Source organism: Ruegeria sp. BE9 (assembly GCF_056538765.1).
Map to the genome: position 1 here is coordinate 98,238 of NZ_JBQFTS010000008.1, position 19,237 is coordinate 117,474.

The following is a 19,237-nucleotide window of genomic DNA, read 5'->3' on the forward strand; positions in this document are numbered from 1 at the left end:
ACGAGGGCAAAATGGCATCATATAACGCGCGCAACCGCGACCCATTGCTGGACAGTACGACACAGGCAGCGATTGAGCGGCGCAGTAAAGAGCTGATCGGGATCGCCCTGATCCTGCTAGGGCTGGCCGCTGCTGCGATGATCTGGTCCTATACGCCCGATGATCCGAACTGGATGGTTTCGACCGACGCGCCGGTCCAAAACTGGTTGGGACGGGTTGGTGCATCGATCGCTGCGCCCTTGTTCATGATCGTCGGCTGGGGCAGTTGGAGCATTGCCCTTGTTCTTATCGGTTGGGGTGTGCGCTTTGCCGGGCATTTCGGCGAAGAACGCGCAATTGCCCGTCTGATCTTTGCCCCGATCTGGATCGCTGTTGTTGCAGTCTATGCCGCGACCTTGTTGCCGGGTGAGGCCTGGCGTGCGACTCACAGCTTTGGCCTGGGTGGCCTGTTTGGCGATACAGTCATGGGCGCGCTGCTAACCCTCTTGCCGATTTCTTCGCATTTCATGGTCAAGCTGATGTCGCTCGCAATGGCCGTTGGTATGCTGGCATTGGGAATCTTTGTGCTGGGCTTTACCAAAGCGGACGTTCGCAAGGGTTTCCGCGCTTTCCTGCTGGGTCTGGTTATGTCCTACGACATGCTGATGAACCTGCTGGGTCGTGGGGCCACGGCCACTGCACAAGCAGCTCGGGACCGTCGTGCGCAGTGGGAAGAACGCAAAGCCGCCCGCACTGAGGCCGCCGAAGCCGTGTTTGACGATGATCTGGCTTATGCCGACCCGGTGTTTGAAGAGGCCGAGTTTGATGAGCCCGAGCCTGCCAAGCCCGGCCTGCTGGCGCGCATGCCCAGCCTGATCCGTCGCCCTGATCCGATGCCGGAACCCGAATTGATTGATCGTGAGCCTATTGCCGGTTTTGATGAGATGCCGGGAGAGGATCGTATTCGATCCAAGATTTCCGCAGCTGTACGCAACCGTAAGGTCGCGACCGGTGAGATGGTACCAGAGCATGACCCGAGCCTGCCACTGACCAAGGGTCGGGGCCGTGGCCCGGATCCTTTGATCCTGAACCCACGTGGTGGGGATGAACTGCCGCCTGAACCTCCAATGACGTTAGCCGGTCTTCCCCCGGAGCCTTTGCTGACAGCAGACCCTGCGCCTGAGTGGCAGCAGGAACCGCTTCATGAGGATTTTGCACCTGAGCCGGATTTCGAAGATGAGGCCGTGTTCGAGGATGCGCCAGAGCCTGCTCCGGCACCACGCCCGGCGATGAAAATCCCTGTGGCTGAGCCGCGCAAACCAGTGGTGGCGCAGCCCGTGCGGCGCACCCCGGCGCCCTCGCGTCGCGCGCAGGCCGAAGCGCAGCCAGCGCTGTCTTTCGAAGACAGACATTCGGATTTCGAACTGCCGCCGTTGGGCCTGCTGTCCAACCCGGCCAGCATTCAGCGTCATCATCTGAGTGATGAAGCGCTGGAAGAAAACGCCCGTATGCTCGAGAACGTGCTGGATGACTACGGAGTAAAGGGCGAGATCGTGAGTGTTCGCCCCGGTCCGGTTGTCACCATGTACGAACTGGAACCAGCCCCGGGTCTCAAGGCCAGCCGTGTGATCGGTCTGGCCGACGACATTGCACGTTCGATGTCTGCGCTTTCGGCTCGTGTTTCGACCCTGCCCGGGCGCTCAGTCATAGGTATCGAACTGCCGAATGAAAACCGCGAGATGGTGGTGCTGCGGGAAATCCTCGCCAGCCGTGATTTCGGTGATGGTAACCACGCACTGCCTCTGGCGCTGGGCAAGGATATTGGCGGTGAGTCCGTTGTGGCGAACCTGGCAAAGATGCCTCACCTTCTGATCGCGGGTACGACCGGTTCCGGTAAATCTGTGGCGATCAACACGATGATCCTGTCACTGCTGTATAAGCTGACACCGGATGAGTGTCGCCTGATCATGATCGACCCTAAGATGTTGGAACTGTCCGTGTATGACGGCATCCCGCATCTGCTCTCTCCTGTTGTGACAGACCCGAAAAAGGCGGTTGTGGCCCTTAAATGGGTCGTTGGCGAGATGGAGGATCGCTATCGCAAGATGTCCAAAATGGGTGTGCGTAACATCGCCGGCTACAACGGTCGGGTGAAGGATGCACTGGCTAAAGGCGAGATGTTCAGCCGAACGGTCCAGACTGGCTTCGACGAAGAAACCGGCGAGCCAACTTTCGAGACCGAAGAGTTCGCGCCCGAGGCGATGCCCTACATCGTGGTCATCGTCGATGAGATGGCTGACCTGATGATGGTCGCAGGAAAAGAGATCGAAGCTTGCATTCAGCGTCTGGCGCAGATGGCGCGTGCTTCGGGTATTCACTTGATCATGGCCACGCAGCGCCCGTCGGTAGATGTTATCACCGGTACGATCAAGGCGAACTTCCCGACCCGGATTTCGTTCCAGGTAACGTCGAAAGTCGACAGCCGCACCATTCTGGGTGAGATGGGCGCCGAGCAGCTATTGGGGCAGGGTGACATGCTCTACATGGCGGGTGGCGCCAAGATTACCCGTTGCCACGGCCCGTTTGTCTCGGACGAAGAAGTTGAGGAAATCGTTAACCACCTGAAGCAGTTCGGTCCGCCAGATTACATGAGCGGCGTGGTCGATGGCCCGGCCGAGGAAAAGGCGGACAATATCGATGCTGTTCTGGGCCTTAACACCGGTGGCAATACGAACGGAGAGGATGCTCTGTACGATCAGGCGGTCGCTATTGTAATCAAGGATCGCAAGTGCTCGACATCCTACATTCAGCGAAAACTCGCCATCGGCTATAACAAAGCTGCGCGCTTGGTTGAGCAAATGGAAGACGAGGGCGTTGTTTCGTCGGCAAATCACGTCGGTAAGCGGGAAATCCTCGTCCCAGAGCAATAGGATATTTAATAACAAGGGCAGAGCGCATATCTGTGAGGCATGAAACAGATTGCTTTTGCCCTTGCCCTGACCCTGGTTGCTCCGGCTGCCTGGGCAGCTGATAAACTGCCGCTTTCGCAGATTTCCAACTATCTGAACGGCTTGAAGACCGTTCAGACAACATTCACTCAGGTTAATGACGATGGCTCGCTGAGCACCGGTAAGCTGTGGATGCAGCGGCCGGGTAAAATGCGGTTCGAATATGATCCGCCCAGCAGCGCCGTTGTTCTGGCCAACTCGGGCACTGTGCAAATCTTTGACCCGAAGTCGAACCAGCCGCCCGAGCAATACCCGCTGAAGCGTACGCCTCTGTCATTGGTATTGGCGCGCAATGTCAATCTGGGACAGGCGAATATGGTCGTGGCTCATGACTTTGACGGCACCGCCACTGTGGTTACGGCACAGGACCCTAAAAACCCCGAATCCGGCCGGATTGAACTGATGTTCACCGACAACCCGATTGAGCTGCGTAAATGGGTAATTCATGACAATGCAGGCACCCAAACAACCGTGCTGCTGGGGCAGCTGAACACTGGGTCGAGCCTGAGCCGGGATCTGTTCTCGAAGTCAACGAGAAGCGGGTCAGGCAATCGCTGACCCGCGTACCGTTTAGTAACGGCAACCAGACAGTTGCGCTTGATAAAGATTGGCGCGAGCGTCCACATCGTTCGCGACATTCAGCAACCAAGCTTTCCCATAGTGGCTTCCGCGTGAGTACCCGGTATGGCCTTCGTGATAGGCTAGATACTGGTTACGCGTGTCCGTAGGATGGATGCCGTTCCGCTCATAGCTTTTGTTCATGTACCAGCCAATAAAGTCGGATGCGTCGCGGATACGGTCTCGCTTAGCGCGACGTTTGCCGGTTTCACGTTGGTATTCTTCCCAAGTGCCATCCAACGCCTGGCTGAAACCGTAAGCGCTGCTTTGGCGACCCATCGGGATCACGCCCAGTACGTATTTGTGCGGTGTCCGGGCGTCATGCTTATAACGGCTTTCCTGATAAATCGTCGCCATTTGGACGTGAACCGGTACGCCCCACTTCCGTTCGGTGCTCTTGAACGCTTTGATAAAGTCGGGACGTTCGCGCGCAATGCTGCACGCGTCATTCAATCTTGAAGGCGGCTGTTTGGAGCCACCTCCACAGGATGCCAAAAGCAGCACCCCGAAGAGTACGATAAGAATTCTGCTCATGTGCCTCGTGCCTTTTTTCTTTATTCTAACGCAGTTTGACGTTTTAGGAAATCACAATCGCTACGGAACAATAGTTAGAATTAGAGGTAGTGTGTCGCTAATCAACGCCATCACAGCCTGAACCTTCTCAGCAATCAGCCTTTCGGATTAATTTGGGCCAGTTAATTTAAACAAAACAGTCACGCAGATCGGTGTACAATCGTGTAAAAATACGAGGCGACCAAAGCGATCGCGCTATAGCTGAACTCGTGAAAAAGCACTCTGCTCAATAAACAGTTAGCGGAACTCTTTTTTCGCACTGTTAGCAAGCAGTTCACAGACTGTTTCCCTTAATTTCAGATCAATCATTGGCATTTTGAGCCTGAAAGGGGTACTAAGAACTGTGGGGGCAGACGTAATGCTGAAGACACAAGCCAAGTATAGGTTGGGCCAAGTGGTCCGCCACAAAAAGCATCCCTTCCGAGGGGTGATTTTTGACGTGGATCCCGAATTTTCCAACACAGAAGAATGGTATCAAGCGATCCCTGAGGACAGTCGTCCAATCAAAGATCAGCCGTTTTATCATCTGCTGGCCGAGAACGACCAGTCCTTCTATGTGGCTTATGTTTCAGAACAAAATCTAGTTGCGGACCAATCCGGTGAGCCCGTAGAGCACCCGGATATTCCCGACATGTTTGGCCCGTTTGAAAATGGCGCCTATCCCCTTCATTTCCATTTGAACTGACCGATCAGACCATGTTGAACACGGGTTAATACCCTAGGGCACAACCGTCTTTTCGGGGATCACTTGCACCTTTCAGAGTGCCATTTTGACAGATTCGTATTGCTTGTGCGCCACCAAGGGGTGTTTCTGGAATCTCTACTGTGTGCCCCATTTCGATTAATTGTTGAGCAATTTCGGGCGAAATTCCGCGTTCGAGTTTCAAAACACTATTGTCTGCAAAGGCGCGAGGGGCGTCTATGCTGGCCTGCAGACCCATTCCGTGATCAGTCAGGTTGGACACAAATCGAGCGTGGCCGGTGGGTTGAAATGCTCCTCCCATAACGCCGAAAGGCGTTGTAATTCGACCATCCTGCTTCAGCATCCCTGGGATAATGGTGTGCATTGGGCGCTTGCCGCCACCTAATTCGTTTGGATGACCGGCTTGAAGGGTAAAGCCTGACCCTCGGTTTTGGAGTAGAATGCCGAATTTTTCGGATGCAAGGCCAGATCCGAAGCTGTGAAAGATCGAATAGATCAGGGAAACAGCCATCCTATCGCGGTCTACAACGGTGATATAAACAGTATCCTTGTGTACCGCTTCGGTCAGGGGCGCTGCAGCAGGTATCGCGCGTTTAGGATCGATCAAGGCAGCCAGTCTGTTGGCAATGTCCTGATCCAGAAAACGGTCAGCGTGGGTGGTGCTGTCTGGGTCGGCGATGAAGCGGTTTCGAGCGTCGTAGGCTAGTTTCGACGCTTCGGCCTCAATATGGATGCGTTCAACGCCGAAAGGATCCATTCGGGTGAGGTCAAAGTTCTTGAGGATATTCAGCAAAAGAATGGCGGTTGCACCTTGTCCATTCGGTGGATGCTCAACGAGTTCGAGGTTCCCATAAGGGCCGCTCATTGGTTTAGTATTGGTGCACTTCGTACCCTCGAAGTCTTGGATCGTATGAACGCCTCCGGCCTGGGTGAGGGTTGCGATCATATCCTCTGCGATTTCACCTGAATAAAACGCATCCCGCCCCGTCTTGGCGATCCGTCGCAAAACTTCTGCCTGGCCGGGCGATCGGAACACTTGTCCAACCGATGGCGCTTGCCCGTTTATCAGGTAATGCGCGCGGGCGGCGCCCTGAAGCGTTGCAGCACCGGGTTTCCAGTCAAATGCCACTCTGGCCGCAACCGGCACGCCAGTTTCAGCGTAGTGAATGGCAGGCTGCAATATGGCGTCCAAACCCAGCTTGCCCTCGGTTTCAGCAAGATGGCAGAACGCGTCGACTGCGCCGGGGACAGTCACTGCTTCGGCGGTGTTCAGGGGAACTGCTGTCAGCCCCTTTGCGCGCAAGCTTCCCGCATCTGCCGCAGCGGGTGCACGACCCGAGCCGTTCAGGGCTCGGATCTGATCTTCGCCAGCTCGGTTGTACAGGACAAAGCAATCTCCGCCCAAACCGGTCATCTGTGGCTCGCAGATACCAAGAAGCACTGCCCCTGCGATAGCGGCATCCATAGCGTTGCCGCCTTGCTCCAAAATATTCACGGCCACTTTGGCGGCCAACGGGTGAGACGTCGCGCACATGCCTTCCGTTGCCAGAACTTCAGATCGGCCCGGAGTGTGAAAATCCCGCATTACGCTGCTCTCCCTTGTTGAACGCGACGAAACTATCGTGCGGTCCAAGGTTGTCCAGTCACATCAGGGAGAAGTTCCTCGGCGCCGTTCACTGGGTGGGGGCTGTGATACGTGGCGCCGAGGGAAGCTATCTGAGCTACAGTTAACCTTTTGCCCTTTGTTTGCGGCGTTAGGGTGGTTCGAAATAGGCCTTATTGTGACCTTTTCATGCCACTATGTGGTTGCCGGGAAGTCAAAGCGCAGAGTGAGCCTGTTGCAGCCGTCGATCCGCTGATAGCGGATTTCGTTGGTGAGTTCATGAATCAGAAACCAGCCGAATCCACCTTCGGGCAGTTCGTCAACTGAAGACCCAAGAGGTGCTGGTATGCCCTCCGGTACGCATAGTCCGGGCAGGGGATGTCCTGTGTCGGCAATCAGAATATCCAGCCAGTTTCTGTGTAAACGACACCTGATTTTTATTCGGGCGGGCGTGACACCTGTGTAAGCGTGTTCAACCACATTGTTGATTGCTTCGGCCAAAGCAATTTTTACATCGCTGGCTTTATGGGCCGGCAGACCTTGTGTTGCCAGACATTTGCTGAGTCTAGCGATACCCTTGCTGGCCTCGGACTCGGTTGCTGCAAAGCTCAGATCCAAACAGTTGCCGTTACACTTGGACATCGCGCCTACTCAAAGAAACAAGGGCATCAGTCTGCGGATGCAGCCAGAGCATCATCCAGTGTGGGATACAATTTAAAGACCGTATCCATGCGGGTCAGGCGAAACACCTTTTCCACGAATGGATGTAAGCCAGCCAAATCAAGTTTGCGCTCGTTCCCAAGCTGCTTCATCGACGCGACGATGGCCCCCAGTCCGCTGGAATCGATAAATTCGACTCCGGTCAGGTCCAGGATTACCCGGGTCGGGCCTTCCTTGGCTTCTTGGCGCATATCTTCCTTGAATTGGATAGCCATGGCGGCATCAATCCGGTCTGAATGGACCTTTATGATCTGTGTTGCATCGGTTGTTGTACTAGTCAGGGCCATGCACGACGGTCCTTTAATCTGAAAAACTCTGGTAGAAATACGCTAGACGGCATTTCTTACCATTCGGTATCCATCGGGTGGGAAAACAGGAGGAGCACCCACATGAGACAGGTCGTTATTGCAGGTGCCGCGCGTACCCCTATGGGTGGGTTTCAGGGAATGTTCGATGGAATAGCCGCAGCTGAACTGGGCGGTGCGGCAATCCGTGCTGCGTTGCAGGGCGCCGGAGCCGAAACAGTTGATGAGGTGCTTATGGGCTGTGTTCTACCCGCCGGGCAAGGCCAGGCGCCCGCACGGCAGGCTGGGTTCGCAGCTGGTCTGGGCGAGGAAGTTCCCGCGACGACGCTAAACAAAATGTGCGGATCGGGCATGAAAGCCGCCATGATGGCCTTTGATCAGATCGCGCTGGGTCATGCTGAAATCATGGTGGCCGGTGGGATGGAGAGCATGACAAATGCTCCGTACCTGTTGCCAAAGATGCGAGGGGGTGCCCGCATTGGTCATGGTCAGGTTGTCGACCACATGTTTCTGGACGGACTCGAAGATGCCTATGATAAGGGCCGCCTGATGGGAACATTCGCCGAAGATTGTGCCGAGTCCTATCAATTCACGCGCGAGGCGCAGGACGAGTACGCGTTGCAATCTCTGTCCAATGCCCTGTCTGCGCAAGAAAGCGGGGCCTTCGACGGTGAAATTACGCCGGTCACCACCAAAACCCGAAAAGGCGAGGTTACCTTTGCCGAGGACGAGCAACCCAAATCTGCACGGCCTGACAAAATCCCGACGCTGAAACCTGCGTTCCGCAAGGACGGTACGGTAACCGCGGCCAACTCCTCTTCGATTTCGGATGGCGCGGCGGCTTTGGTGCTGTCTTCCGCTGAAACTGCCGCAGCACAGGGCCTGACGGTGCGCGCCCGCATTGTTGGTCATGCTAGCCACGCCCAAGCACCCGGGCTCTTTACCACCGCTCCGGTTCCGGCGGCGCAAAAACTGCTGAGTGCTATTGGTTGGTCCAAAGATGATGTGGACCTGTGGGAGGTTAATGAGGCTTTTGCCGTTGTTCCGATGGCCTTCATGCACGAGATGGGTTTGCCCCGGGACAAGGTGAACGTGAATGGTGGTGCCTGCGCGCTGGGTCACCCGATCGGAGCTTCGGGTGCGCGTATCATGGTCACGTTGTTGAATGCCTTGGAAAAGCAGAACCTAAAACGCGGTGTTGCTGCTATTTGTATCGGAGGCGGCGAGGGTACGGCGATTGCAATTGAGCGCGTTTGACGCCTCATCGTTTTCCGAATACTCCGTGTCCGACTTTTGCCTGAGAAGATCACGATGACGACCGATTACGACACACTTGCGAAAACCATTGCCGCGTTGACCGAAGGTGAAACCGACGAGGTTGCCTTGATGGCCACCGTGGCGTGCGAAGTGCATCATTCCGACGATCGCTTTGACTGGACCGGGTTTTATCGCGTGACAGAACCCGAAGTGTTGAAGATCGGCCCGTATCAGGGTGGTCACGGGTGTCTTGTTATACCATTTGCTCGCGGCGTCTGCGGCGCCGCGGCGCGAACCGGTGAGGTGCAGATTGTGCCGGATGTGGAGGCTTTCCCCGGCCATATCGCATGCGCCTCTTCCACACGTTCCGAATTGGTTCTGCCAGTGCGCAATACATCAGGCGAAGTCATCGCTGTATTCGATATCGATAGTGATCAACCCGATGCGTTCAATGAAGACGACGCCGATCAATTGTCCAAAATTCTTACGCGGGTTTTTGCGCGTTAGGCCTGTGATCCTGAGGTGGCGATGCTCCTCTTGCGAAGCCAGATGATGACGCCGCAAATGGCAACGAACGACAATACTCCGTCGATCAAGTTGATGGCGTTCCCGAGCGATATGCCGCCAGAAATCGCACCAAACAGATCAAACGTGCAGTAAGCGGCAAATAGCAGAGCAACCCACCGCTTTTCTTGCCGAAGCCCAGCCCGAAAAGCCAGCAAGATTAAAATGCCGATTCCGATCCAAAGGGAAACTGTGACGGCTTCGGGTTCGTTGAAACCTATGGCAATTCCCATGGTCCCGACGATGATCATACCTTGCAGCCAAAGCATGTACTTGATCGATTGCAATGCAAGGTCCATCGATTTTCCCAATCAATTGGCCTGAGCAAACTGCATAAGAAAAAAGCCGCAGGCAAGCTGAAGGCTCACAATGCAGAACAGCCACATTGAAAACCCGCGTTTGCGGGTTTTGTGTTTGAATATCCACCGCCCGACTACCGCACCGGGGCTGCCGCCTAAGGCTGCGAGCCAAAGTAATTTGCGCTCTGGGATACGCCCCTTTCGGCGCCGCGCACGCAATTTGTCCCAGCCAAAAGCCAGCAGAGTCAGGACGTTGATTGCCCATACGTAAATCACAGCAAACCACATCCCAGACGGATAGCTACACGGGCCGGTGACATCAAATGAAAAAATACTTGGAAATTTCACCAAAATGGCTCATCGTGAAAAACAGGGAGAAAATTTCACAAGAATCGGAGCTGCCTTTGAACACTCATGCCCGACAGAGCGCGACGCTTGGAGCGGATCTGCGTGCTTTGCGCAAAGTGCGTGGCATGACGCTGACCGAGATTGCAGAAAAGCTGAACCGGTCCGTCGGATGGCTCAGTCAGGTCGAGCGGGATATGTCCGAGCCTTCGATCTCAGATTTGCGGCAGATTGCACAATGTCTGGGTGTGCCGATGTCGATGCTGTTTGCCCATTCTGCCGCGCCGGTCGAAGAGCAAGGCTACGTCGTGCGCGCTGGCTCGCGTCGTCCGATGGGGTCTGGCGAGGAAGGTCTGATCGAAGAGCTGCTCTCACCCGATCTGACCGATGATTTCGAAATGGTGCATTCGACCTTCGAGCCGCATTCAAAGATGCAGACGCCAGCGGACCGTCCCACGCAAGAGGTCGGTTACCTGGTGTCCGGCCGTCTGGAGTTGACGATTGGGGGGCGCCACTTCTCGATCGGACCCGGAGACAGTTTTCGCATCAAGAACGAGGTTTATCAGTGGGCCAACCCTTATGACCAACCAGCCGTGGCCATCTGGGTCATCGCTCCGCCGGTGTACTGATGGGAATCGTGAGGTGGGGTATTGTCGGGGTGTTCCAAGCAAACTGCGTATCCGCGCCAATACGGCGTTCAATAACAAGGCCCATCGTTTGATGTCGGTCTGTTTTATTCCTCAAGTCGTGTTGCCGATTATCCGCAGCGCGCCAACAGCAAGGGGATAGTCACATGCATACCGGTTCGTGCCTTTGCGGCAGCGTTTCGTTTTCGATTGATGGGGAATTGTCGCCTCCCTCGTCCTGTCATTGTGGTCAGTGCCGAAAGCAATCGGGTCACGTCTGGGCGTCAACCTCAACGCATCAGGACAACCTCAGTTTTGCTGCCAGCGACACGCTGAGTTGGTATCGCGCTTCGGACATTGCCAAACGCGGGTTTTGCTCGGCGTGTGGGTCTTTTCTGTTCTGGCAGCACAATGACGAGGACACGATTTCGATTTCCATGGGGGCGCTGGATGCGCCTACCGGACTAAACCTCGCCCGCCACATCTTTGTGGCTGACAAGGGCGATTACTACGACATCACAGACGATCTGCCTCAAGAGGCACAGTAATAAGGATCAAAACAGATGAGTGATTTTCCAACCAAGGCCCGTGTGGTCATCATCGGCGGCGGCGTCGTTGGCTGTTCGTCCCTGTACCATCTGGCAAAAAAGGGCTGGACGGATTGCGTTCTGCTGGAAAAGAACGAACTGACCGCAGGTTCCACATGGCACGCGGCGGGCAACGTGCCGACCTTCTCGACCTCGTGGGCGATCATGAACATGCAGCGCTATTCGACCGAGCTGTATTCGCGTCTGGCCGAAGAAGTTGATTACCCGATGAACTACCATGTTTCGGGTTCGATCCGTCTGGCGCACAGCAAAGAGCGGATGCAGGAATTCGAACGCGCCATGTCGATGGGTCTGTACCAAGGCATCCCGATGGAAATGTGGACCCCCGAACAGGCGAAAGAGCGTTATCCGTTCCTGGAAACGCATGACCTGGAAGGCGTTCTGTACGACCCGACCGACGGAGACATTGACCCGGCGCAGTTGACACAGGCCTTTGCAAAAGGCGCGCGTGACTTGGGTCAGAAGATCATCCGTTTCTGCCCGGCCACCGACGTGACCCAGCATGACGATGGCACCTGGACCGTTCACACCGAAAAGGGTGACATTGCCTGTGACTACGTCGTGAACGCTGCCGGTTACTATGCGCAGCGTGTGGGCGAGATGTTCAAGCCTTATGGCGGCCGTACCGTGCCTGCAATGGTCATGAGCCACCAATACCTGTTGACCGACGAAGTCCCTGAGGTTGAGGCATGGTCGAAAGAAAATGGTGGCAAGCTGCCTCTGCTGCGCGATGTGGATATCTCTTACTATCTGCGTCAGGAGAAGAACGGCTTTAACCTTGGTCCGTATGAGCCCAACTGTAAGGGCGAGTGGATGACCGAAGATGATCCGATGCCCGAGGATTTCTCGTTCCAGCTCTGGAATGACGATCTGGACCGCATCGAAGACATCATTACCGACGCGATGGAGCGGGTGCCACTGATGGCAACATCTGGCGTTGGCCGTGTGATCAACGGCCCGATCCCTTACGCGCCCGATGGTTTGCCGCTAATCGGCCCGATGCCGGGTGTTTCAAACGCGTTCGAGGCCCACAGCTTTACCTTCGGCATCGCGCAGGGTGGTGGCGCCGGCAAGGTTCTGGCCGAATGGATCGTCGATGGTCACACCGAATGGGATATGTGGGCAGTCGATCCGCGCCGTTACACCGACTACACCGATCAGGATTACTGCAACCAGAAAGGTATGGAAGTCTACGGCAACGAGTACGCCATGCACTTCCCGCACCACGAATGGCCTGCTGCGCGCGACAAGAAGTTGTCGCCGGTTCATGCCAAGATCAAGGAACTGGGCGGTGTCATGGGGGCGTATAACGGTTGGGAACGTGCCAACTGGTTCGCGAAACCGGGTGACGATACTTCGCTTGAGGCAACCCACACATGGGGTCGTTCTGGTCCATGGGAACAGCGCATCAAAGAAGAATGTGAAGCCGTCCGCGACCATTGCGGCGTGCTCGACCTGCCGGGCTTCTCGCGCTTTATGGTCAAGGGTGAAGGCGCAGCCGAGGCCCTGCGTGGCTTGATCACCGGTGGCCTGCCCAAGATTGGCCGCATCAACCTCGTCTATATTTCGGACGACCGCGGTCGCATTCTGACCGAGATGTCCTGCGTCCGTCTGGGCGAGGATGAGTTCATGATGATCACCGCCGCCACCGCTCAGTGGCATGACCGCGATATCCTGACGAACGCGATGCCTGCGGGCGTTTCGGTCGAGGATGTCACAACGACTCGCGACACGCTGATCGTGACCGGCCCGAAATCGCGTGAGATCCTGTCGGGTCTGAGCGATGCGGACCTGACCACAGGTTGGCTGACCCATCAGGCGGCGACTGTTGCTGGCAAACCGGCCTTCCTGATCCGCGTTTCTTTCGCGGGTGAACTGGGTTGGGAGGTGCATGCCTTGAACGAAGACATGCCGGCCATCTACGGGGCGATCCTCGATGCAGGCGCAACGCCGTTCGGTATGTATGCGCTGAACTCGCTGCGGATCGAAAAGGGTTACCGCACCTGGAAGGGCGATCTGTCGACCGACTATTCGCTGCTCGAAGGCGGACTGGAGCGTTTCGTTAAGTTGGACAAACCGCAGAACTTCCCAGGTAAGGCTGCAATTCAGAATGAAAAGCAGCAAGGCGTGAAGAAGTCCTTTGTGACCTTGGTCGTCGAAGCCGATGACTGCGACGCACCTTACATGTCCTGCATCACTCAGAACGGTGAGATCGTGGGTGAAACCACATCGGGCGCGTGGGGCTACCGCGTTGGCAAGTCCATCGCGTTGGGCATGGTCAAGGCCGAGGTCGCCAACCCGGGGGCCGAGCTTGAGGTTGAAATCTACGGCCAAAAATACCGTGCTGTAGTGCAGGAAGACCAGCCTCTCTGGGATCCTGCGAACGAGCGTCTGCGGGCCTGATCATGGCCACGCCACGCACTATGAACGGCGTTTATCTGACCCGCCACGGCGGGCCAGAAACGCTGGAGTGGCGCGAAGACATTCCGGTGCCGGTCCCCGGCCCCGGACAAGTGCTGGTCGGGGTTGCGGCCGCAGGGGTTAACAACACTGACATCAACACGCGCGTCGGCTGGTATTCCTCGGATGTGACTGGCGCCACGGATACTGTGGATCAGGACGTTGAATCAGGGGGCTGGGGCGGCGCGTTGCAATTCCCGCGCATTCAAGGCGGTGATCTATGCGGCATCGTCGAAGCCGCTGCCCCGGGGGCAGGGTTCAAACCCGGCCAACGGGTGACATGTCCGATCAACCTGCCGCGTCCGCGCCCAGGCAAGCCAACGGGGTTCATTGCTTTGGGGTCGGAAATCGACGGTGCTTTTGCACAGTACTGCTTGGTAGAGGCGGGCGACCTATACGACGTTTCTGCATCGCCCCTTTCCGAGGTTGAGATTGCAGCCATTCCTTGTGCCTTTGGCACTGCTGAAAACCTGTTGACCCGCGCAGGTGTCACTTCTGGGCAAAAGGTTTTGATTACCGGCGCTTCCGGAGGCGTTGGCCTTGCTGCGGTTCAGCTTGCCTCATTACGAGGTGCTACGGTTTGGGGCGTTACCAGCACAGCCAAAGCCGAAGTGGTCATGGGGCAGGGTGCTGTCGGCACCTTCGATCGAAACGCTCCTCTTCCGGTGGATACGTTCGACGTGGTGATCGACGTTGTGGGCGGCCCGGCGTGGTCCGGTTTGATTCTATCCCTGAAGCCCGGAGGGCATTATGCTGTCTCAGGAGCAATTGCGGGCCCAATTGTCGAAGCAGACCTGCGTGACATCTATCTGCGGGACATAACCATTCACGGCTGTACGCATCAGGCCTTCGAGGTTTTCGGGCGGCTTGTTGAGCTTATGAATGCGGGGCGGATCAAACCGTTGGTTTCCAAAACCTACCCTTTAAAAGACATTGCGATTGCTCAGCAGGATTTCCAATCCAAAGTATATCCGGGAAAACTCGTTCTGATTCCCTGAGGAGACTGGAGCATGGCGGATATAACCCTTCTGGATGGCTCGATCGGGCAAGAGCTTGTAAAACGTAGCGGTGACAAGCCGACACCTTTGTGGTCGACGCGCGTTATGATCGATCACCCCGATCTTGTTGGGGACGTTCATGCCGATTACTTCAGTCGAGGCGCAACGGTTGCCACGACAAACACCTATGCTGTGCATCGTTCGCGACTGGAACGCGTCGAGATGGAAGACCAGCTGCCCACTCTAATCGACGCAGCGCTCACGCAGGCTGAACGAGCAAGGCCTGCGACGGGCGGACGTATCGCAGGGGCATTGGGCCCGTTGTTGGCGACCTATCGCCCTGATCTGAAGCCCGATGTTCAGGATGCTGCTGGTAAGTTTGCTGAACTGGTAGAGTTGATGGCAGATCGCGTCGACTTGTTTTTGATTGAAACCGTATCTTCGCTGCAAGAAGCCGAAGGCGCGCTACTCGGTACATCCGAGTGTGGTAAACCAGTCTGGCTGGCATTGTCAGTGCAGGATGAGGATGGAACACGTTTACGGTCGGGCGAGCCGTTGTCCGATATCGCTGAGGTGGTAGACCGGTTTAACCCCGACGCTGTGCTTATCAATTGCACCCGACCCGAGGTTGTTCCGGCCGCGTTAGAAATCCTTGCCCAAATGGGGCGTCCGTATGGTGCCTATGCCAATGGTTTTACCGGCATCACTCAGGGTTTTCTGGAAGATGCACCAACTGTTGATGCATTGGAACAACGTCACGACCTCGGGCCCGAGGCTTATGCGGACCATGCTATGGCATGGGTAGAGCAGGGTGCGACGATTGTCGGCGGGTGCTGCGAGGTCGGCCCGGATCACATAGAAGCTCTGGCTAACCGGCTGCGTGCCGCTGGTCATAGAATTACCTGAGCCAAGGAAAATGCCTGTATCCTCTGACACCTCACCCGATAAGACACAGCACCACTTCGATATTATCGTTGCACCCGGCTATGTGCTGTTGGAACTGGCATCTTTGGTCGAAGTGCTGCGGCTGGCCAACCGGGTGTGTCCGCATCCTCCGTTCACGTACACTTATCGTTCGCTAAAGGGTGGGGCTGTTGCCAGCAGGAGTGATGCAACGGTTCAGACCGAGCGAATCCAGACGAACCCTAAAGCGGACTACTTGTTCATTGTTGGCAATTCTGACCCTGATCATCCCGATCTGTCACTTGGGCGAGTCGTGGCGGATTATACGTTCCGGGGTGCGCAGGTCTTTTTGCTGGCAGAGGCCGCCAGTCGGTACATCGACGAACAAGGTACAGACGATATGGCGACCCACTGGGAGAACGCTTCGTTCTTGCGAGAACGGGGCGCGCGATTCGAAGCTAAACTGTCGATCGCCACTGAGCAGGGCTCGGTTGTAACGTGCGCGGGGATGGGGGCAACAACGGATGTCGCGCTTGAGGTGATAGGGCGTCATATATCGGGGCCGGCCAAAATGACGGTCGCCGATATCATGCTGCACGAAAACATCCGGGATTTCTCTTCGATGCAGCCGTTCTCTGGAACGCGCCTGACAGCCACAGGGGATGCTAAGCTGGATCAATGTATCAAGTTGATGCAGGCGAATATCGAAGATCCCCTTCCTATTCAGCAGATTGTTGAAGAGCTGCACCTTTCGAACCGGTCGCTAGAGCGCAAGTTCAAAACCTTTTTTGGCACAACACCAAACGGGTTTTACCGCGAGATGCGGCTGGCCAAAGCCAATAACCTGCTGTTGAACACTACTATGAGCGTTCGTGAAATCGGTCTGGCCTGCGGTTTTCCCAACGGGTTTTCCTCGGTCTACAAGAGCTTTTTCGGGATGACCCCCTTTGTTCTGAGACGGCAAAAGCGGGCCGCGTCACATCGGTGAAAATCGCCAATAGAGTGACGCTTTTCGTGCATTTATTGTCGATCTTTTGTGGCATTTTCGCGAAAACCTGACACAGTGGAGATTTCAGGATGGTTGATCTTCCCAGCAAGGCCCGAGTGGTCATTATCGGCGGCGGCGTTATCGGATGCTCGGTCGCTTATCACCTGACCAAGAAAGGCTGGAACGACGTTGTTCTGCTTGAACGCAAGCAGTTGACCAGCGGCACCACATGGCATGCTGCGGGCCTGATTGCTCAACTGCGTGCAACGGCCAATATGACCAAGCTGGCGAAGTACAGCCAAGAACTCTATGGCTCGCTGGAAGAAGAAACGGGTGTTGCCACCGGGTTCAAGCGCTGCGGCTCGATCACCGTTGCGCTAACCGAAGAGCGTAAAGAAGAGATTTATCGCCAGGCTGCGATGGCGCGCGCTTTTGGTGTCGAAGTTGAAGAAATCTCGAACGAGCGTGTCTCGGAGCTGTATCCGCATTTGAATATCGAAGACGTCAAAGGCGCTGTTTACCTGCCGCTGGATGGGCAGGGCGATCCGGCAAACATTGCTCTGGCCTTGGCCAAAGGCGCACGTCAGCGTGGCGGCATTGTCAAAGAACGCGTGAAAGTCACCGAAGTCGTCAAGCAAGGGCGCACAGTGACCGGAGTTGACTGGGTCGCGGACGACGGCAGCGCTTCTGGTCATATCGAATGCGACATGGTGGTGAACTGTGCCGGTATGTGGGGTCACGAAGTCGGCCGCATGACGGGCACGAACGTTCCGCTACACGCTTGTGAGCACTTCTACATCGTGACCGAAGGCATCGACGGCTTGACCCAGTTGCCGGTTCTGCGTGTTCCGGACGAATGCGCATATTACAAGGAAGATGCAGGTAAAATCCTGCTGGGTGCATTCGAGCCGAATGCCAAACCTTGGGCTATGGACGGTATTCCGGACAGCTTTGAGTTTGACCAGTTGCCCGAGGATTTTGACCACTTTGAGCCGATCCTCGAAGCGGCTTGTAATCGGATGCCGATGCTGGCTGAGGCCGGGATTCATACATTCTTCAACGGCCCGGAATCCTTCACGCCCGATGATGCCTACCATCTGGGTCTGGCGCCTGAGATGGACAACGTGTGGGTCGCGGCTGGTTTCAACTCGATCGGTATCCAGTCCGCTGGCGGCGCGGGTATGGCGTTGGCTGAATGGATGGATTCCGGAGAAAAGCCGTTTGATCTTGGCGATGTGGACATCAGCCGGATGCAGCCGTTCCAGGGTAACAAAAAATACTTGTTCGAACGCTCGAAAGAGACTCTGGGCCTGCTGTATGCTGACCATTTCCCCTATCGGCAGAAAGCGACCGCACGTGGTGTCCGTCGCACGCCATTCCACCATCACCTGCTTGAGCAGGGCGCGGTCATGGGCGAGATCGCCGGTTGGGAGCGCGCCAACTGGTTTGCCAACGAAGGGCAGGAGCGCGAATACCAGTATAGCTGGAAGCGTCAAAACTGGTTCGAGAATTCGGCGGCTGAACACCGTGCGGTCCGTGAAAATGTTGGCATGTACGATATGTCATCCTTCGGCAAGATCCGCGTCGAAGGCCCGGATGCCGAGAAGTTCATGAACTATATCGGCGGCGGCGACTATTCGGTTCCGAACGGGAAAATCGTTTATACTCAGTTCCTGAACCGCACTGGAGGTATCGAGTCAGACGTCACTGTGACCCGCCTGACCGAAACCTCTTATTTGGTGGTGACGCCGGCGGCGACGCGTCTGGCAGACCAGAGCTGGATGATGCGCCATGCCGGTAACTTCAACGTTGTCATCACTGACGTGACCGCGGGTGAAGGTGTTCTGGCCGTCATGGGCCCGAATGCGCGTGCGCTGCTTGAGAAAGTCTCTCCTAACGACTTCTCGAACGCGACCAACCCGTTTGGCACGGCGCAAGAGATCGAGATCGGTATGGGCCTCGCGCGTGCGCACCGTGTGACTTACGTCGGTGAGCTTGGATGGGAAATCTATGTTTCGTCGGACATGGCTGGCCATGCGTTCGAAACTCTGCACGAGGCAGGGCAAGACATGGGGCTGAAACTGTGTGGCATGCACATGATGGACAGTTGCCGGATTGAAAAAGGCTTCCGCCATTTCGGTCACGACATCACCTGCGAAGATCATGTTGTTGATGCGGGCCTTGGGTTTGCGGTCAAGGTGGACAAAGGCAGTGACTTTATCGGTCGCGAAGCCGTGATCGCGCGCAAAGAGAGCGGGCCCAAGAACCGCTTGGTGCAGTTCAAACTAACTGACGCTGAACCGCTTCTTTTCCACAATGAGCCGATTATCCGTGATGGTGAATATGTGGGGTATCTGAGCTCGGGTAATTACGGTCACACGCTGGGTGGAGCAATCGGTCTGGGTTATGTTCCTTGCGAGGGTGAAAAAGCCGCCGATGTGCTGGCATCGACCTACGAGATCGATGTGTGCGGCGTGAAGGTGAAGGCGGAAGCGTCTCTCAAACCTATGTACGATCCGAAATCCGAACGGGTTAAGGTATAACCAAAATGTCGGGGCGCTGCAGCGCCCCGACATGTTTTTAGGGCGACATATCAGAAATCCTGATGGCTCGCTTCACAGTTTTCGCAGTTCCCAATCCGGTCTGGTTTGCCGTAAAGACGATCGACACCAGCCGGAGA

General features: G+C 56.0%; 18 protein-coding genes. 12 read left to right on the forward strand and 6 right to left on the reverse strand.

Translation table 11 applies throughout. From position 1 onward, the window contains the following. Positions 1 to 11: 11 nt before the first annotated feature. A complete protein-coding gene (locus ACR0EO_RS18770; protein ID WP_480692344.1) occupies positions 12 to 2,909 on the forward strand; it encodes a DNA translocase FtsK in 2,898 nt (965 codons plus the stop codon). Between the two features lie 39 nt (positions 2,910 to 2,948). Then, positions 2,949 to 3,545 carry a LolA family protein gene (locus ACR0EO_RS18775; protein WP_480692345.1) on the forward strand — a complete coding sequence of 199 codons (597 nt, stop codon included), beginning with the start codon at positions 2,949 to 2,951 and terminating at the stop codon, positions 3,543 to 3,545. Positions 3,546 to 3,557: 12 nt separating this feature from the next. Here ACR0EO_RS18775 and ACR0EO_RS18780 read toward each other — a convergent pair whose 3' ends face one another. Continuing rightward, a complete protein-coding gene (locus ACR0EO_RS18780; RefSeq protein WP_480692346.1) occupies positions 3,558 to 4,139 on the reverse strand; it encodes a transglycosylase SLT domain-containing protein in 582 nt (193 codons plus the stop codon). 397 nt (positions 4,140 to 4,536) lie between these two features. On the opposite strand from ACR0EO_RS18780, the gene hspQ reads away from it, so the two are divergent. After that, entirely contained in the window at positions 4,537 to 4,863 is a 327-nt protein-coding gene (gene hspQ / locus ACR0EO_RS18785; protein WP_475157572.1) for a heat shock protein HspQ, read from the forward strand. 25 nt (positions 4,864 to 4,888) lie between these two features. On the opposite strand, the gene ACR0EO_RS18790 is transcribed toward hspQ, so the two are convergent. The 3 genes from ACR0EO_RS18790 to ACR0EO_RS18800 form a co-directional block, all read right to left on the reverse strand. Beyond that, positions 4,889 to 6,466, reverse strand: a complete 1,578-nt coding sequence (locus ACR0EO_RS18790; RefSeq protein ID WP_480692347.1) for a gamma-glutamyltransferase family protein — start codon at positions 6,464 to 6,466, stop codon at positions 4,889 to 4,891. Positions 6,467 to 6,679: 213 nt separating this feature from the next. Further along, entirely contained in the window at positions 6,680 to 7,126 is a 447-nt protein-coding gene (locus ACR0EO_RS18795) for an ATP-binding protein (protein WP_480692348.1), read from the reverse strand. 26 nt (positions 7,127 to 7,152) lie between these two features. Continuing rightward, complete coding sequence (locus ACR0EO_RS18800; RefSeq protein WP_480692349.1) at positions 7,153 to 7,491, reverse strand: STAS domain-containing protein; 339 nt, start codon at positions 7,489 to 7,491, stop codon at positions 7,153 to 7,155. 102 nt (positions 7,492 to 7,593) lie between these two features. On the opposite strand from ACR0EO_RS18800, the gene ACR0EO_RS18805 reads away from it, so the two are divergent. Together ACR0EO_RS18805 and ACR0EO_RS18810 are read left to right on the forward strand one after the other, a co-directional pair. Further along, entirely contained in the window at positions 7,594 to 8,766 is a 1,173-nt protein-coding gene (locus tag ACR0EO_RS18805) for a thiolase family protein (protein ID WP_480692350.1), read from the forward strand. Between the two features lie 54 nt (positions 8,767 to 8,820). Then, the gene (locus tag ACR0EO_RS18810; RefSeq protein WP_480692351.1) at positions 8,821 to 9,273 is read left to right on the forward strand and encodes a GAF domain-containing protein; all 453 of its coding nucleotides are present in this window, start codon (positions 8,821 to 8,823) and stop codon (positions 9,271 to 9,273) included. Here the strand turns inward: ACR0EO_RS18810 and ACR0EO_RS18815 are convergent. Both ACR0EO_RS18815 and ACR0EO_RS18820 read right to left on the reverse strand, forming a co-directional pair. Further along, the gene (locus tag ACR0EO_RS18815; protein ID WP_480692352.1) at positions 9,270 to 9,629 is read right to left on the reverse strand and encodes a hypothetical protein; all 360 of its coding nucleotides are present in this window, start codon (positions 9,627 to 9,629) and stop codon (positions 9,270 to 9,272) included. The two genes, ACR0EO_RS18810 and ACR0EO_RS18815, sit on opposite strands and share 4 nt — an antisense overlap. Positions 9,630 to 9,641: 12 nt before the next feature. Then, positions 9,642 to 9,917 (reverse strand): DUF1294 domain-containing protein, encoded by a 276-nt coding sequence (locus ACR0EO_RS18820; RefSeq protein WP_480692427.1) that lies wholly within the window; start codon positions 9,915 to 9,917, stop codon positions 9,642 to 9,644. Positions 9,918 to 10,033: 116 nt separating this feature from the next. Between ACR0EO_RS18820 and ACR0EO_RS18825 the strand changes: the two genes are divergently transcribed. The 7 genes from ACR0EO_RS18825 to ACR0EO_RS18855 all read left to right on the forward strand — a co-directional run bounded on the left by ACR0EO_RS18825 (position 10,034) and on the right by ACR0EO_RS18855 (position 19,100). Further along, positions 10,034 to 10,603: a helix-turn-helix domain-containing protein gene (locus ACR0EO_RS18825; protein ID WP_480692353.1), complete on the forward strand. Its 570-nt coding sequence runs from the start codon at positions 10,034 to 10,036 to the stop codon at positions 10,601 to 10,603. Positions 10,604 to 10,767: 164 nt separating this feature from the next. Continuing rightward, positions 10,768 to 11,148: a GFA family protein gene (locus ACR0EO_RS18830; RefSeq protein ID WP_480692354.1), complete on the forward strand. Its 381-nt coding sequence runs from the start codon at positions 10,768 to 10,770 to the stop codon at positions 11,146 to 11,148. Positions 11,149 to 11,163: 15 nt separating this feature from the next. After that, a complete protein-coding gene (locus ACR0EO_RS18835) occupies positions 11,164 to 13,611 on the forward strand; it encodes a GcvT family protein (protein WP_480692355.1) in 2,448 nt (815 codons plus the stop codon). A gap of 2 nt (positions 13,612 to 13,613) precedes the next feature. Further along, a complete protein-coding gene (locus tag ACR0EO_RS18840) occupies positions 13,614 to 14,666 on the forward strand; it encodes a zinc-binding dehydrogenase (protein ID WP_480692356.1) in 1,053 nt (350 codons plus the stop codon). A gap of 12 nt (positions 14,667 to 14,678) precedes the next feature. Then, a complete protein-coding gene (locus ACR0EO_RS18845; RefSeq protein ID WP_480692357.1) occupies positions 14,679 to 15,572 on the forward strand; it encodes a homocysteine S-methyltransferase family protein in 894 nt (297 codons plus the stop codon). Between the two features lie 10 nt (positions 15,573 to 15,582). Then, a complete protein-coding gene (locus ACR0EO_RS18850) occupies positions 15,583 to 16,557 on the forward strand; it encodes a GlxA family transcriptional regulator (RefSeq protein WP_480692358.1) in 975 nt (324 codons plus the stop codon). Between the two features lie 89 nt (positions 16,558 to 16,646). Further along, positions 16,647 to 19,100, forward strand: a complete 2,454-nt coding sequence (locus tag ACR0EO_RS18855) for a GcvT family protein (RefSeq protein WP_480692359.1) — start codon at positions 16,647 to 16,649, stop codon at positions 19,098 to 19,100. The last annotated feature ends 137 nt before the right edge of the window (positions 19,101 to 19,237 follow it).

What these genes read in the sequence shown, in the direction of transcription:
- ACR0EO_RS18795 (WP_480692348.1), bottom strand. Translation starts at nt 7,126, where the DNA reads ATGTCCAAGTGTAACGGCAACTGTTTGGATCTGAGCTTTGCAGCAACC.
- ACR0EO_RS18850 (WP_480692358.1), top strand. Translation starts at nt 15,583, where the DNA reads ATGCCTGTATCCTCTGACACCTCACCCGATAAGACACAGCACCACTTC.
- ACR0EO_RS18775 (WP_480692345.1), top strand. Translation starts at nt 2,949, where the DNA reads ATGAAACAGATTGCTTTTGCCCTTGCCCTGACCCTGGTTGCTCCGGCT.
- ACR0EO_RS18810 (WP_480692351.1), top strand. Translation starts at nt 8,821, where the DNA reads ATGACGACCGATTACGACACACTTGCGAAAACCATTGCCGCGTTGACC.
- ACR0EO_RS18835 (WP_480692355.1), top strand. Translation starts at nt 11,164, where the DNA reads ATGAGTGATTTTCCAACCAAGGCCCGTGTGGTCATCATCGGCGGCGGC.
- ACR0EO_RS18790 (WP_480692347.1), bottom strand. Translation starts at nt 6,466, where the DNA reads ATGCGGGATTTTCACACTCCGGGCCGATCTGAAGTTCTGGCAACGGAA.
- ACR0EO_RS18840 (WP_480692356.1), top strand. Translation starts at nt 13,614, where the DNA reads ATGGCCACGCCACGCACTATGAACGGCGTTTATCTGACCCGCCACGGC.
- ACR0EO_RS18780 (WP_480692346.1), bottom strand. Translation starts at nt 4,139, where the DNA reads ATGAGCAGAATTCTTATCGTACTCTTCGGGGTGCTGCTTTTGGCATCC.
- ACR0EO_RS18830 (WP_480692354.1), top strand. Translation starts at nt 10,768, where the DNA reads ATGCATACCGGTTCGTGCCTTTGCGGCAGCGTTTCGTTTTCGATTGAT.
- ACR0EO_RS18815 (WP_480692352.1), bottom strand. Translation starts at nt 9,629, where the DNA reads ATGGACCTTGCATTGCAATCGATCAAGTACATGCTTTGGCTGCAAGGT.
- ACR0EO_RS18845 (WP_480692357.1), top strand. Translation starts at nt 14,679, where the DNA reads ATGGCGGATATAACCCTTCTGGATGGCTCGATCGGGCAAGAGCTTGTA.
- hspQ (WP_475157572.1), top strand. Translation starts at nt 4,537, where the DNA reads ATGCTGAAGACACAAGCCAAGTATAGGTTGGGCCAAGTGGTCCGCCAC.
- ACR0EO_RS18800 (WP_480692349.1), bottom strand. Translation starts at nt 7,491, where the DNA reads ATGGCCCTGACTAGTACAACAACCGATGCAACACAGATCATAAAGGTC.
- ACR0EO_RS18820 (WP_480692427.1), bottom strand. Translation starts at nt 9,917, where the DNA reads ATGTGGTTTGCTGTGATTTACGTATGGGCAATCAACGTCCTGACTCTG.
- ACR0EO_RS18855 (WP_480692359.1), top strand. Translation starts at nt 16,647, where the DNA reads ATGGTTGATCTTCCCAGCAAGGCCCGAGTGGTCATTATCGGCGGCGGC.
- ACR0EO_RS18770 (WP_480692344.1), top strand. Translation starts at nt 12, where the DNA reads ATGGCATCATATAACGCGCGCAACCGCGACCCATTGCTGGACAGTACG.
- ACR0EO_RS18805 (WP_480692350.1), top strand. Translation starts at nt 7,594, where the DNA reads ATGAGACAGGTCGTTATTGCAGGTGCCGCGCGTACCCCTATGGGTGGG.